Source organism: Terrabacter sp. BE26, assembly GCF_041941675.1.
Lineage (GTDB): Bacteria > Actinomycetota > Actinomycetes > Actinomycetales > Dermatophilaceae > Terrabacter.
Window position 1 is genome coordinate 2,545,807 of the sequence record NZ_CP090122.1, and the last position, 14,449, is coordinate 2,560,255.

Here is a 14,449-nt window from a genome sequence, read left to right on the forward strand (position 1 = left end):
CGAGGCTCAGGCGTAGGCCTCGACCTCGTCGGGGGTGGCACGCCGCACCACGACGCGGGTCCAGGCCCCGACGTAGAGCCGGTCGTCGTCACCGAGCTCGGTGCGGGGTCCGACCGCGATCGCCGTCGCGGGCAGGGGACCCGAGGCCGGGCCGACGTAGGTGCCGTTGGAGCTGCCCAGGTCCTCGACGAACCAGCGCGTGCCGTCGGTCGTCAGCTGGGCATGGCGGCGGCTCACGCCCGGGTCGGACGACAGGTCGATCTCCGGGTGGGTGTTCCTGCTCGTCGACACCCGTCCGAGCAGGACGCTGCGGTGGCGCAGCGGCATGATCGTCGGCAACCCGGGCGAGGGACACGGGTCCTCGGCCTCCTGCGTCTGGTACCAGTCGGGGTCGACCCACACCTCCGCGAGCCACTCGAACGGCTCGGTCGACTCGGCCCCGTTGATACCCCCCGTCGCCTGGCCCGACGGCGTCGAGGTTGCTGCACCGCCTGCACCGCCTGCCGCCGCCGCACCGCCAGCAGCCGGCAGCTCGCCGGAGTCGGCGAGCTCGTGGGGCTCGGTGTCGACGAGCTCGCCGGGCGTGGCCGAGGGGTCGCGCGGCATCGCTCCGGTGGTGAAGTCGTAGCCACAGGCCTCACAGAACAGCGCGCCTTCGGGGTTCTCCGTCTTGCAGTTGGGGCACTCGAGCGACGTGGGCGCACTGGGCTGGGCCGCCGCAGCTCCGGGCGTCGACGCAGGGCCACCGGCGGACTCCTCGACGGCAGGCCCCAGGTCGAGCGACGACCGCGACGACGGGGGTGCGGCCCCGGCCGCTCCAGCAGCGCCAGCCGTTCCAGCCGCCTCGCTCGCCGCGGCCACGGTCCCGCCCGACCCGTCGCTCGCCGCGGGCTGGGCGGCGAGGTCGATGGGCGAGCCGCAGGTGTCGCAGTAGTCCTCCGCCTCGGAGGTGTGCCCGTTGGGACAGACCGCACTCATCGGCGCACCCGGCTCGTCTTGGTCGAGGCCGTGTCGAGCGACATCTCGTCGATCTTCGACGCGCCCTTCTTGAGGCGCACCGTGCCGGTGTCCACGTCGTCGATGTCGACGACCTTCTTCAGGCGGGTGGTCATCTCGTCGTTGCCGGTCAGGCCGGCGAGCTGCACGGCCCGGCCGAGCTTGGCGGTGGCCACGTCGTCCTGGCCGGCGGCCTTGGCCGCGAGCCCCTCCTGGATGGTCGTGGCCAGCTCGGCCTGCCCGGTGTAGGCGGCCACGGCGGGGTCGATGCGCGTGGTGAGGGAGTCGTCGTTGCTCCACTTGGCCTTGACGAGGCCCTGCGCCACCGGGTCGCCGCCGAGGGAGAGCTGCACCCGGGCCGCCAGCTGCTCCTGCCCGAGCGTGCGGGCCGGGAGGCGCACGGCGACGTGGTAGTCGCGGGTCTCGTCGGACCAGGCGCCCGTCGGATAGGCCCCGGTCAGCGGGTTGACGACCGTGCGCCGAGGAGTGAGGTCCTCGAGGGTGGGGGAGACCTGCTTGACGAAGAGCAGCTCGGCGCCCTGCGGCACCCAGACCCGCAGCTCGGAGCTCGCCACGCCACGCGACATCGAAGCCCGCATCATCGCCTGGAACTCGGCGGCCATCTCCTCCGGCGCCGGGATGAGGTCGACGCTGCCGAGCAGGGCAGAGGCGATGCCGCGCACCTCGTCGACGCGCCACTGGTCACCCACCCCGCGGCAGTCGCACTGGAAGACACCGACGCAGCTGCGCACCGCGGTCTGCAGCGACTGCGGCGTCTCGCCCTCGTTGACGCCGTCGGTGAGCAGGATCGCGTGGCGCTTGGTCACGTGCGGCACGGTCTCGAAGATGTTGCGGGCGAGGGTGAGCCAGGTGCCCATCGCGGTGCCGCCGTTGGCCCGCAGTCCCTCGATGGCCCGGCTGGCCTCGCCGCGGGTGTGGGACGACATCGGGACGAGCGCGCCCTGGTGGCTGTAGGGGTAGACGATCTGGGCGGTGCCGTTGCCGGCGACGATGGAGAAGAGGGTGCCGTCGACGATCTCGGCGAGCGCGGCCTTGGCGGCCTCGCCGGCGGCCGCGACTCCCCGCCGGCCCATCGAGCCGGAGGTGTCGATGAGGATGACCTCGGCGGCCGAGCCCGGGTCGGCCAGCGCGCCCGCGGCGTTCGCGGCGGAGGCGCCCGTCGAGGTGATGCGCACGATGGCGTGCACGTCGGTCCCCCCGTCGGGCAGGAACTCGTTCTGGAACACCTCTGCGGTGAAGTCAGCCATCGGCCCTGTCCCCTTCCGCCGGCGCCGTCGTCGCGGCCGGCTCGCTCGTCGTTGTCGATCCTCGTCCAGCCAGTCTGGCGAGGGCAACCGTGATGTTGTCGCGGCCGCCCTGCTCGTTGGCGAAGTCGACGAGAGCCTGCGCCAGCACGGTCGGCGTCGCGCTGTCGGTCGGGTCCGTCCCGGCCGTCGCAGCAGCCTGCTCCGCGGCGCCGCGGAGCAGCGCCCGCAGGGCCTCGGCCTCCGAGCAGTAGTTCCAGAGGCCGTCGGAGCACACGAGCAGCCAGCCGGCGGTGGCCCTCATCGTGGTCAGGTGCGGCGTCAGGTCGTCAGGTGCGTCCTTGCCCAGCCAGCGGGTGATGGAGTGCGCGTGCGGACCCGTCTCGGCCTCGAGACGCGGCACGCCGGCGGCCATCTGCTCCTGCGCGAACGAGTCGTCGCGCCCGAGCTGGATCGCCGGCTCCTGGTCGGAGTCGGGCAACCAGTAGACCCGGCTGTCCCCGACGTTGCCCGCGACGACCACGTCGTCCTCGACGACGGCGGCCGCGAAGGTGCACGACGGCGGGTTGGGCACGTCCTCGACCACGGCGGCGATGACCGCCTCGTTGGCCCGGGCCACCGCGTTCGTCAGGGCCCGCCCGGCGGTGGCGGCCCACGCCTCGGGGGTGCCGACGCCGCGGGGGAACGGCTGGTCCAGCACGGCTCGGGCCTCTGTCGCCGCGGCGAGCGAGGCGATGTGGGAGTCGGACGCCATGGACACGCCGTCACACACCACGAGCACGGCCCGGGACCCGGGCGCCTCGATGGCGCTGAGCGACATGGCGTCCTCGTTGCGGGTGTGGCGGCGACCGATGTCGCAGACACCGCCGACCCAGGGAGCGGGCGACTCGACGAAGTGGTCGCGCGGGTTCGGCGGCGGGGTGCCGCAGTGGTCGCAGTAGCCGTCGACGATGCGGCCCTGGCCGCAGGCCCGGCAGGTGAGCTCGTCGTCGACGGCGGGCCCGGGCGCGCCCGGCACCGCACCGGTCCAGCCCACGTCGAGCGGCGACTCCTCGCCGGCGGGCGCCGTCTGCGGCGTGGCCGAGGAGAGCACCGGGCCGTCGGCCGCTCCCGTGGGCGCACCCGCCGAGGCGCGCGCCGTGACGACGAGGTCGGCGCCGCAGGCCTCGCAGAAGCTTGAGTCAGCCGGGTTGGGGGTGCCGCAGGCCGGGCACTCGCGCGGCGGGAGCTCGTCGCGCTCGTCGCTCCCGTGGCCCTGCTGACGCTCGTCGGTGGAGGCGGGAGCGGGCTGGGGCGCTCCCGCCGTGGGGAAGTCGGTCACCAGAGGCTCCAGGGTCGGATGACGTTGGCCTCGTCGACGAGGGGAACGCGTGCGGACAGGTCGGGGGTGCGCTTGGCGAGCTCCCGCAGGGCCTCCTCGAGCCCGAGCCGCAGGCCGTTGGGCGTGCCCCTGTGCTCGCCGACGCGGATGTCGGCCTTGTTGCCGCTCTTCTCCACGGTCGCGAGCGCCTCACGGTAGATCAGCGTGGTGAGCTCGGCGCGCCGCCGCGCCGACAGTGACGTGTCGTCGAGCGTGCGCAGCGCCTCGGCCAGGTCGGGCAGCCCGCGGTTGGCGCGCGCGAGCAGCTCGGCGAGCCCGGCGCGCGCGGTGCGGTACGCACTCGACTGCACGGGGACGAGCCGGTATGCCGCCACGGCGCCGTCGACGTCGGACCGCGCGGCCCGGATGCGGGCCAGGCCGAAGGCGGCCATCGGGACGTAGGTCGCGTCGGTGCGCGCGCACGCGACGTAGAGGTTCTCGGCCACCGCGTCGTCGCCGGCCTGCTCGGAGGCCTGGGCGAGCGCGAGCTTCGGTGCGAGCTCGCCGGGCACCTGCCCGTAGACGGCGTTGAAGGCCGCTTGGGCGGCCCGCGAGTCGCCGCACTCGAGGGCGGCGAGGCCCTGGATCCACACGGCGCGCCACTCCCAGGGGTCGGAGGTGAGCAGCTCGCCGGCAGTCGCCTCGGCCACGTTGCGCCGGCCGGCCTCGAGGGCCGTGCGAGCCACCTCGAGGAGCACCTCGGTGGTGCGCACGGCCGACCGCTCGAGGGTCGCCAGCCGCTCCTCGGGGGTGCCGGCGACCGTGGTGAGCCAGCCGGTCTGCGGGTCGTGCGGGTCGCGCCGCAGCACCGGCAGGTTGCGCCAGTCGTCGGGTGCGACGCCCGGCGTGGGCACGTCGAAGAGCAGCGAGCTGACCGTGGAGGTCGCGGCACCGGCGCCACGATCGAGGGCCACGACCTCGCGCAGCACCCCGACCATCTGGGAGCGCAGCTCGTCGGCCGAGACGAAGCGGTCGTCACGGTTCGGGGCGCAGGCCTTGGCGACGAGCCGGTAGAAGGAGTCGTAGCGCTGGAAGACCGGAACGGTGTCCTGCGCGGGGAGCGTGTTGAGGTAGGTCGTCTGGTAGCCGCGGAACTCCATCGTGAGCACGACGAGCGTGCGCCCGATCGTGTAGATGTCGGACGCGGGTGAGACGCCGAGCTCGGCCACCTCGGGGGCCTGGTAGCCGACGGTGCCGAAGATCGCGGAGTCCTCGTCGTCGGCGCGGCGCACGCCACCGAGGTCGATGAGCTTGACCTCGTCGCCGACCTGGATGACGTTGTCGGGCTTGAAGTCGCAGAAGACGAGCCCGAGGTCGTGGAGGTACTGGAAGGCCGGGAGGATCTCGAGCAGGTAGGCGAGGGCCTGGTCGACGGGCAGCGGGTCGTACTTGCCGGCCGCCTGCATCCGCTGCTTGAGGATCGACTTCAGGGACGTGCCGCCGACGTACTCCATGACGATGTAGCCGGCGTCGTCGTGCGTGACGAAGTTGTAGATCTCGACGATGCTCGGGTGCGACACCTGGGCGAGGAACCGCTGTTCGGCGATGGCGGCGGCCAGCGCGTCGGGGTCGGCCGAGTTGAGCAGGCCCTTGAGCACCACCCACCGGTCGGAGACGTTCTTGTCGCGGGCGAGGTAGATCCAGCCGAGGCCACCGTGCGCGAGGCAGCCGGCCACCTCGTACTGGCCCGCGACGAGGTCGCCCGCCTTGAGCTTGGGGTCGAAGGAGAACGGCTGGCGGCACTTGGGGCAGAAGCCGGTGGTGCGTCCCGGCCTGCCGTCGCGGCTGCGGCCCACGGGCTCGCCGCACTTCGGGCAGTAGCGCTTGCTCTCGGGGACGGTCGGGTTGGTCAGGAGCGCCTTCTCGGCGTCGATCTCGGGAGCGGGCCGCACCGTGGTGATGCCGCCGCCCAGGCGGGCGGCGCGCAGCCGCTGGGAGCCCCCCGTGCGGCGGGTGGCGACGGACCCCAGCTCGCGGGCTCGCTTGGAGCCCAAGGCTGCCGAGGCCAGGTTGCTCGAGGCGGCGGAGCGCGTGGACATCTCGGGACCGACGCCGGCCGGTTGTGCGCCGGACTCGCCGTTGGCGCCGGCCGAACCGGACGCGCCGGCTGTGCCGGCCGCTCCCGTGGACCCGGTCGGCGCGGCATACGCGGTGGCGCTGAGCTGGTCGGCGGGCGTGCCGCAGACGTTGCAGTAGCCGGCCTCGATCGTGCCGGAGCAGCCCGGCTGCTGGCAGGCCCCGCCCTCGGGGATCGAGGGGCCGGCTGCCGGCGGCGAGGTCGCAAGGGCCCCGGAACCGGCACCGGCCACCGCACCGGCGTGGGCACCGGCGGTCGCCGGCACCGGGTTGGAGCCGGCGGCCATCCCGCACAGGTCGCAGTAGCCGTCGACGATGGTGCCGGTGCAGCCCGGCTGGGTGCAGTTCATGGGCGAGGCCTCTGGGGTCGGGGGGCGGACGCGCGCGGGGCCAGGCGACCCGCGCCGGGCTGCGGGCGGGTCGCGGCGTCGACGTAGGACTGGAAGGCCGCGGCGAGGGCCCGCGCGCGGGCGATCGGCAGCGGCTTGGCCGAGAGCGCCTCGTCGAGCCGGCGGCGCAGCTCGGCGACGTCGGCCTCCACCTCCGGCGCCAGGGACGCGGAGGCCGCCATGGCGCCCACGGCACCGACCAGCCCGACGACCTCGTCGCGCTCGGCGAGCCCACCGGCATACGTCTCGTGGGCGAGGTCGAGGGCGCGCGAGACCCGCTCCAGCCTCTCCCGGTATGCCGTCAGCTCGGCCGCGCCCTGGGGCACGGGTCCCAGCGCACGCACGTTGGGGATGGCCAGGTGCGGGGCCGGGGTGATCGCCTCGACGCAGGCGCGCTCGAGGGCGCGGATCGCGGCGGCGCGGGCGTCGAGCTCCTCGACCTGCTGCTCGGTGCGCACCCGGCTGCGCGCCGCGCTGGCCCGCTCGGCGGCGGCGACGATGAGGTCGCGCTCGAGCACGGCCACGTCGATCTCCAGGGGACCGATGATGCCGCCGACGTCGGCGCCGCGGCGGGCCCGCTCCAGGAGGTCCTCCATGCGGCGGTCGAGCCGGGCGAGCTTCTCGCTGGCCGCGTCGCGCTGCGGGCCGGCGGGCACGAGCGGGACCTGGTCACGGGTGCGCTCGAGCCCGGCGCGCACGATGGTGATGCGCTGCGTCGCCTCGGCGGCGCCGGGGGCCAGCGAGGCGCGCGCCTGCAGGGTGCGGGTCAACGAGTCGAGCAGGCGGCAGGCCTCCGGCAGGCTGACGGCCAGGGACCCGCTGGAGGGCAGCGACAGGTGCTCGCTGGTGTTGGAGTCGAGCCGCCCGTGGATGAGGGTCGAGAGCCGCTCGGCCTCGACCGGACCGACGCGGCCGCCGTCGAAGGTCGTCTCGAGCAGGGTCAGCCGGTCGCTGACGGCCTTCCAGAAGGTGAGCGCGACGGTGAGGTCGTTGGTGATCGCGACCTGCTCGGCCGGCGACAGCTTGAGCACCGCCCGGTCGACCTCACCGAGGTCCGCCCGGCGCTGGGCCACCCACTCGCGCAGGGCGAAGAGGTACCTCTGGGCCTCCTCGGCCTGGACGGGCACGCCGAGGCGCCCGGGCGCCGTGGGAGCGGCGGTCCCTGCGTCGGGGAGGCCCTGCGGCACTGCGCTCATCGCCCGTAGACCGGGGTCGGGGGAGAGGGAGCCGGCCCGAGGGGTCCGGCGAGCCAGCGGTCGTAGATCTTCTTCCACTGCCCGTCGGCCTCGAGGTCGGCGATGACCCGGTTGACGTAGCGGGCGAGGTAGACGTCCGCCTTGTTGAGGCCGAGGCCGTAGGGCTCGACGGTGACCGCCTTGGCACTCGTGACGACGGTGTTGGGGTCCTGCGCGGCAAGGCCGGCGAGGACGGTGTCATCCCCGGTGATGGCGTCGACCTTGCCCTGCTGGAGCAGGACGAGACAGGCGGTGTGCGTCGCGGCCGGGACCGCCTCGGGCCCCTTCACCTGCTCGAGCTTGGTCAGGGAGGTCGTGCCGGCCGGCGCACAGACCTTGCGGCCCTTGAGGTCGGTCAGTGCCAGGTCCTTCGCCCCGGGCAGGGCCTTGCTGACGAGGACCTTCTGGCCGGAGCGGTAGTACTCGGCCGAGAACGCGATCTTCTGCCACCGGTCGCACGTCATCGACATGTTGCGGGCCACCATGTCGACCTGCCGCGACTGCAGCAGGGGCAGCCGGTCGCCGGCCGTGATGACGCGCAGCTGGATCTTGCTCGGGTCGCCGAAGATGGCCTTGGCGACAGCGCGGGCGATGTCGATGTCGAAGCCGGTGATGCCGCCGGTGAAGGGGTCGCGGGCGCCGAACAGGTAGGTGTCGGCCGACACCCCGACCACCAGGAAGCCGCGCTTGAGGATGCGGTCGCGCATCGTCGCGTCGGTGATCTCGGCGCGGCTCGGCAGGCTGGGCAGCGGGTCGTAGGACTGGGTGGCGTTGGCGCACGTCGGCGCGGCGACGGGGGGAGCACTGGACGACGTCTTCGGCGCGGCGGACGGCGGCAGGGGCGTCTCGGCATACGTGACCCCCGAGCACCCGGCGAGGGCGCCGAGGGCGGCCACGGCCCCGAGCGCGAGGAGACGGCGACGCAGCGTCGAGGTGATCCTGCTCATCGGTACTCCTCCAGGCGCTGGCTGATGCCGCGCACGATCAGCCACGAGGCGACCAGGCCCGCCAGGGCGACGAGGACGGCGATGAGCGCGACGCTCCCGTCGAGGCCCTGCAGGGTCGTCACGGTGTCCTTGGCCGCCTGGTCGCGGGCCTGCGCCACGGCGACGTCGAAGTCGTCGAACGTCTTGGCCGCGCCCCTGTTGGCGGTGCTGGTGGACAGGCGCACCGCCTCGTCCCACTTGCCGCCGTCGTCGAGCGAGCGGACCCGCTTGTGGGCGTCGGAGTAGGCGCGCCACTGCTGCTGCAGGCCCGAGCTGTCGCGGACGCGGGCGAGAGTGTCCTCAGCCGTCTTCGCGTCGGCGACCCAGGCCTTCTCGTTGTCGGCGCCGGAGCCGCGGCGGATCAGCGTCAGGCTCTCGTTGGCGCGGGCGTCGTTGGCGGCCGTGGTGACGTCGGCGAGGGCCACGGCCCGCTGGTAGGACCCACCCGAGACCTGGCTCGTGGCCGAGGCGATGCCGCTGATCTGGGTCGCTGCCACGAAGAGCGCCACGAGCAGCAGCGCGATCGCGCCGGTGAGCGAGGGGTTGAGGTAGCGGTGGGTTCGCCTGGCCAGCCAGACCGCGAGGGCCACCAGTCCCAGCAGGGCGACGACACCGACCAGCAGCTGCAGCGCCGAGTTGCTGCGGTCGAACTCCTTGCTCGACCGGTCCTCGTTGGCCTTGACGACCTGCTCGACGATCGGGATCGCGTCGGAGCGCAGTCCGGCACTGGCCTGCGTGAGGTACTGCGCACCCACCGGCAGGCCCAGCCGGTTGTTGGCACGGGCCTGCTCGACGAGGGCGGCGTACCTCTGGACCTTCTCGGCCAGCACGCCCAGCACCGTGCCGTCGGCCGGCTGGGCAGCCGCGGCCTCGGCGATGCCGGAGGCGACCCGGGCCAACGCGGTCTCGTACTTCGAACGGGACTCCGGGGACTCCAGGCCCCCGACGAGGAAGGCGTTGGTCGCGAGCGCGTCCGCGCGCAGCAGGTCGACGTGGATCGACTGGGCGCGCACGACCTGGGCGGTGTTGTTGGCCGCGCGCTCGACGGCGGCCTGCGAGGCGATGAGGGCGTTGGCGCTGACCGCGCCGAGCAGCACGGCGGCGATGACGCCGAGCAGCCCGAAGAGACGCATCCGCCCGGGCGTGCCGTGCAGGAGCCGGTCGATGACGCTGCGGGCACCCGGGATGCTGCCGGCGATGGTGCGCGTCGGTCGGCCCCCGGACCCGCTGGGCGCGCCGGACGACGAGCGCGCCGGGATGGCGACCGGGATGTTCGTCGTCGGTGCGCTCATGCGGTGTCCTCGGGCTCTGTCGCGCTGGTGTGGTGCTGCTGCTCCGAGACTGCCTCACCGGGTGCGGCCCCGCCATCAGGTTCTGCCCCGAGAGCTGCCGGATCCGCGCCGGTCTGGTCGGGGTCGTCCCGGACGTCCGGCTGCTCGATGAGGTCGTCTGCGGTGAGTAGACGCAGCTCGTCGCGGGTCGGCTCCGTCGCGTCGCGAAGCCGCCACGCGTGGCTGCCGACGGCCTGCTCGAAGAGGTTGCGTGCGAAGCGGCCGTTGCCGAAGGACGGCCCGCGCGGCGTCGCCTCGAGCAGGTGGCGCACGCGCCGCCGGGCGTCGTCGGTCAGCTCGTAGTCGCTGCCCTCGGCGATCGAGTCGAGGATCGCGAGCAGCTCGTCGTCGGAGTAGTCGTCGAACTCGATGGTCGTCGTGAACCGGCTGGCCAGGCCCGGGTTCTGGGCGATGAAGCGCGCCATCGGGTCGGGGTAGCCGGCGACGATGACGACGAGGTCCTCGCGGTGGTCCTCCATCTCCTTGACGAGCGTGTTGACGGCCTCCTCGGCGTACTGGTCGCCGGTGAGGGCGTAGGCCTCGTCGATGAAGAGCACGCCGCCGGTGGCCTTGGCGCACACCTCGGCGGTCTTCATCGCCGTCTGCCCGACGTAGCCCGCGACGAGCTCGCTGCGGTCGACCTCGACGAGCTGCCCCTTCGGCAGCAGCCCCAGGGCCTTGTAGATGTCGCCGACCAGCCGGGCGACCGTCGTCTTGCCGGTGCCGGGGTTGCCGACGAAGATCAGGTGGCGGCTCATCTTGGGCGCCTTGAGCCCGGCCTCGGTGCGCAGCTTCTCCACGGTGAGCAGGGCCACCTGCCGATGGATCTCCTTCTTGACGCGCTCGAGCCCGATCATGTCGTCGAGCTCGGCGAGCAGCTCCTCGACCGACCTCTCCGGCTCGGCCGGCGGCTCGGGTTCCGTGGCGGGCTGGGCGGCCGGCTGCGCCGTTGCGGGTGCCGCTGCCGACGGGTCCATCGGGCCGGGGACCGTGGGGCGCATGGTGTCGGGCGTCCCGAGCCCCAGACCGGGTATGCCGCCCTGCAACGGGCGCTCGCCGCCGGGCTGGGTGCCCGGGAGCGTCGGCCCCGGGAAGGCCGGCACCGTGAACGACGGCTGGGGGTCCGGTTGGGACGGCATACCCGATGAGGCGGGCATCCGTGCTGCGGCCAGGTAGGCACCCGACGCGGCGGAGGCGTTGGCGATGACCCAGATGGGGGCGGTGCCGAGCATGACGGCCGAGGAGGCCACCTCGGTCAGGGCCTCGGCGTAGTCGAGGGCTCGGTCGTGCCGCGAGTCGACGAGGGCCTGGAGCAGGTCGGTCGGGGCGCCGCGCCACCGTCGTCCGCTCGAGGCGGCGTCGAAGAACGCCTCGTTGATGCGGCCGAGGTCGGTCAGCCCGGGGTGGGCGACCTCCGCCCACGCGGGAGCTGCTCCCGGCACCGCCTCGGCGAGCGCGGCGGCCACGCGCAGCCCCTCCTCGCGGGCGGAGGCGGGGTCGAGCCCCGCCTCGGCGGCCACGTCGGCCAGCTGCTCGAGGCTCTCGGCGAGGCGAGTCTCCTCCGTGGTCATGCGTCCCCCTCCATGCGTCACTCCGGGGGCGTCAACGGGGCAGGTGAGGGGGAGGTTCCCCGGACTCCGGCGTCGGACGCGCCTGGCCCGCCCACGCGGCCGGGGTCGGAGTTCCCCGGTGAGGGCGGTGGCGGGGCGACGCGTACGGGGTCGGGACCCAGCCCCAGCACCCCGCCGGCGGAGGCCGGCCCGAATTTCTCCTCGAGGAACGCCCCGTGCACGATGATCGCCTCGGCGTCGGCGCGGTTCACCGCGTCGTAGACCTTGTCCATCGTCGAGCCGAGCAGGTCGAGCTGGTCGACGAGGAGCATCACCGAGCTCTTGCCGGCCGCGATGGGGCGGGTGTCGGCCCAGTCCCGGGGCAGGCGCAGGTAGTTGCCGATGGCGACGGGGAGGTAGTCGGTGGCGGTCGCCATGACGCTGTAGCCCTGCGCGCTGCCGAGGCCGAGGTTGGCCAGGCGCGGGAGGGTCTCGCGCACGACGCGGGTCACCCGGAGCAGGCGCGAGAGGACGACGCCGGGCACCTTGCCGTCCCGGGCCTGCTGCTCGATGGCGTCGAGCGCACCGAGGAGCTGCTCCGTGGTGGGCGGTCCCGAGCGCACCGGCTCGGGCGTTTCGGGCCGGTCCAACCCGAACCACGACCGGATTCCCACTGCGTCTGTCCCCTCTGATGTGTGTCGAGCTGGTGTGCTGCGCTGCCGTCGGGTGCCCCGAGGCGGTCGTCCATGCACATCCTGCTTCACCGGTCCGCGATCCGTGTCACCGATGCACCCGTCTCGTCAGGCGTGGCGGCGCCTCACCGGGTCGGCCCGAGGTCGAGCAGCCCCGGCGCGACGTTGTCGGCCCGGCGCTGGTCCTGCTTGGCGACTCGGTCGAGGTAGGAGCGCGACTTGGCGACCTCCGTCTCGAGCGTGCCGATCGTCGCCGCCATGTTGTCGAGAGCCCGGACCTTGAACTGGTCGATGGTGTCCATCGTCTCGTAGATGTTGGCGAAGGCCTTCTGCAACGACTCGATCGAGAGCGTGGAGCTGGCCGACTGCTCCTGGATGCGCGCGGAGTTCTGCTTGAGGGCCTCCGAGGTGCGCTCGATGATGCCCGAGGTCGTCGTGTTGAGCGCCGTGATCTGGTCGAGCACGAGCTGCTGGTTGTTGAGCGCCTGCGCGACGATGACGGCGGTGCGCAGCGCCGAGACGGTCGTCGTGGTGGCGCGGTCGACGCCCTTGATGAGCTCGATGTTGTTCTTGATGATGATGTCGATTGCGAGGTAGTTCTGGATCGACACCGCCAGCTGTGTCAGCAGGTCCTGGTGTTTCTGCCGGACGTAGAAGAGCACGTCCTCGCGCAGGGCCTTGGCCCGCTCGGGGTCGCTGACCTCGTAGGTGGCGACCTGGGCGGCGAGGCGCGCGTCGAGCCGCTCGGCCACGTAGACGTACTGGTTGAGCCGGCCCATCGACTGCCAGAGGTTCTTCTTCTCGAGGTTGAGCGCGACGTTGTCCTTGACGAGCTCGTCCTGGCCCGACTGCAGCGAGTGCAGGATGCCGTTGAGGTGGCTCTGGGCCGACTGGTACTTGCGGAAGTAGTCGGTGACGCGGTCGCCGAAGGGGATCATGCCGAGGAACTTCTTCGCGCCCTGGGCCTGGCCCGGGTCGAGGTCCTCGACGGTGCGGCGCAGGTCGAGCAGGGTCTTGCCGACCTTCGAGTTGCCGGACAGGCCGCCCTCGTTGAGTGCCTTGACCGGCATCTGGAGCATGCGGTTGGACGACTCGGCGGCGAAGCGCACCTCGTCGTTGCCCATGCTGCGCACGTCGGCGGCCTTCGCCTCCCACTCGGGGGAGCGGGCAGCCGCCTTCGTCAGCGACTCGAGGTAGGTGTCGACCTTGGCCTCGAGCCCGGGCAGGGCCGCCTCGGGAACGGCCGGGGCCATCTTCGGTGCGGAGGTCTCGGCCACCGGGGCGGTGGGTGCCGGGGCGGTGAGGACGAAGGCCTCGCCGGGCGGCGGCTCGAGGGGCGCGACCTGCGCGGCGGCGGTCGCCTGCTGGGCGGCGGGCTGGTCAGTCATGGTGGAGCGGGTCCTTCCCTCGCGTGCCGGTCGCGTCGGAGACGCGCCCGAAGTCCCTCGCCCGAGGTCACGGCACGTCGGGTGCACGGCACCACGAGCGGTGCGCGACGCACGCCTGCGGCGCCATCGTCGGGCGTACGGCCACTCTACGTGCCGTGCGTCTGCGACGGGTGGGCGTTACCGCCGGTTCCGTCACACCGTCGGCGCCCGCGCCGCCCTCGGGAAAGGGGCGGCCGCGGCTCGGAGTCAGGGGAGGTTCCGAGCCGCGGCCGCGATCGTGGAGCGCCACACGTGACCAACGGGCTGCCCTCCGCGGGGGTTCCCGTGCGGTCGGTGCGACAGCCGATCCCGCCGAGGCCGCCCAGCTCGCCGGGCCATCCGGGCCACCCGGGCCGGGTCAGCCGAACTGCCAGGAGCGCTTGCTCAGGCCGAACCAGAAGCCCTCGATGACGCTCTTGTTGTCGAGGCCGCCGGACTCGTAGGCGGCGCCGAGGGTGACGAAGAGCGGGGCGAAGTGCTCGGTGCGGGGGTGCGCCTCGTGGGCGGCGGGGGCCTTGTCGAGGAAGTCGAGCAGGCTGTCGACGTCCTGCGACCGCATGGCCTCCTGCGCCCAGTGGTCGAACTCGGCGCTCGCCCTGGGGGGCAGGGCGTCCGACCCGGCGCGGGGGTTGAACCACTGCAGGTTGTGCGTGGTGAAGCCGGAGCCGACGATCAGCGTGCCCTGTGCGCGCAGCGGGGCGAGGCGCCGCCCGATCTCGAAGAGCCCGCGCGGGTCGAGCGTCGGCATCGACATCTGCAGCACCGGCACGTCGGCGTCGGGGAACATCTCCTTGAGGGGCACGTAGGCGCCGTGGTCGAGGCCGCGCGCCTCGTCACGGTGGACCGTGTGGCCGGGCCAGGTGAGCAGCTTCGTCACGTCGTCGGCCAGCGACGGGGCGGCGGGCGCGTCGTAGGTGACCTCGTAGTACCTCTGCGGGAAACCCCAGAAGTCGTAGGTGAGGGGGGCGCCGGTGGTCGAGCCGAGGGTCGTGGGCGCGTCCTCCCAGTGGGCCGAGATGATGAGCACGTCCCGGGGCTTGGCGATCTCGGTGGACCAGGCCGACAGCTCGGCGGTCCAGCGCTCGTCGTCCGCGAGGGGCGGCGCGCCGTGGCTGAGGTAGAGGACCGGTGCCGACATGGCA

11 protein-coding genes are annotated in these 14,449 nt (G+C 73.3%); all 11 read right to left on the reverse strand.

The features are described 5' to 3' along the window. Window positions 1–6: 6 nt before the first annotated feature. The 11 genes from LQK93_RS11775 to LQK93_RS11825 all read right to left on the reverse strand — a co-directional run bounded on the left by LQK93_RS11775 (window position 7) and on the right by LQK93_RS11825 (window position 14,445). Window positions 7–978, reverse strand: a complete 972-nt coding sequence (locus tag LQK93_RS11775) for an FHA domain-containing protein (protein WP_374967972.1) — start codon at window positions 976–978, stop codon at window positions 7–9. Further along, window positions 975–2,264 carry a VWA domain-containing protein gene (locus tag LQK93_RS11780; protein WP_374967973.1) on the reverse strand — a complete coding sequence of 430 codons (1,290 nt, stop codon included), beginning with the start codon at window positions 2,262–2,264 and terminating at the stop codon, window positions 975–977. The genes LQK93_RS11775 and LQK93_RS11780 overlap by 4 nt, the downstream gene beginning before the upstream one ends. After that, complete coding sequence (locus LQK93_RS11785; protein WP_374967974.1) at window positions 2,257–3,582, reverse strand: PP2C family serine/threonine-protein phosphatase; 1,326 nt, start codon at window positions 3,580–3,582, stop codon at window positions 2,257–2,259. Before LQK93_RS11785 ends, LQK93_RS11780 begins: the two co-directional genes overlap by 8 nt. Continuing rightward, window positions 3,579–6,047 carry a tetratricopeptide repeat protein gene (locus LQK93_RS11790; RefSeq protein ID WP_374967975.1) on the reverse strand — a complete coding sequence of 823 codons (2,469 nt, stop codon included), beginning with the start codon at window positions 6,045–6,047 and terminating at the stop codon, window positions 3,579–3,581. The genes LQK93_RS11785 and LQK93_RS11790 overlap by 4 nt, the downstream gene beginning before the upstream one ends. Further along, the gene (locus LQK93_RS11795; protein ID WP_374967976.1) at window positions 6,044–7,282 is read right to left on the reverse strand and encodes a hypothetical protein; all 1,239 of its coding nucleotides are present in this window, start codon (window positions 7,280–7,282) and stop codon (window positions 6,044–6,046) included. Before LQK93_RS11795 ends, LQK93_RS11790 begins: the two co-directional genes overlap by 4 nt. Further along, window positions 7,279–8,268: a glutamate ABC transporter substrate-binding protein gene (locus LQK93_RS11800; RefSeq protein ID WP_374967977.1), complete on the reverse strand. Its 990-nt coding sequence runs from the start codon at window positions 8,266–8,268 to the stop codon at window positions 7,279–7,281. Before LQK93_RS11800 ends, LQK93_RS11795 begins: the two co-directional genes overlap by 4 nt. After that, the gene (locus tag LQK93_RS11805) at window positions 8,265–9,599 is read right to left on the reverse strand and encodes a hypothetical protein (RefSeq protein ID WP_374967978.1); all 1,335 of its coding nucleotides are present in this window, start codon (window positions 9,597–9,599) and stop codon (window positions 8,265–8,267) included. The genes LQK93_RS11800 and LQK93_RS11805 overlap by 4 nt, the downstream gene beginning before the upstream one ends. Next, entirely contained in the window at window positions 9,596–11,209 is a 1,614-nt protein-coding gene (locus LQK93_RS11810; RefSeq protein ID WP_374967979.1) for an AAA family ATPase, read from the reverse strand. The genes LQK93_RS11805 and LQK93_RS11810 overlap by 4 nt, the downstream gene beginning before the upstream one ends. 17 nt (window positions 11,210–11,226) lie before the next feature. Next, a complete protein-coding gene (locus LQK93_RS11815; protein WP_374967980.1) occupies window positions 11,227–11,811 on the reverse strand; it encodes a hypothetical protein in 585 nt (194 codons plus the stop codon). Window positions 11,812–12,005: 194 nt separating this feature from the next. Beyond that, window positions 12,006–13,268 (reverse strand): toxic anion resistance protein, encoded by a 1,263-nt coding sequence (locus LQK93_RS11820; RefSeq protein ID WP_374967981.1) that lies wholly within the window; start codon window positions 13,266–13,268, stop codon window positions 12,006–12,008. A 397-nt stretch (window positions 13,269–13,665) separates the two neighbouring features. Beyond that, window positions 13,666–14,445: a dioxygenase gene (locus tag LQK93_RS11825; RefSeq protein WP_374967982.1), complete on the reverse strand. Its 780-nt coding sequence runs from the start codon at window positions 14,443–14,445 to the stop codon at window positions 13,666–13,668. Window positions 14,446–14,449: the final 4 nt, after the last annotated feature.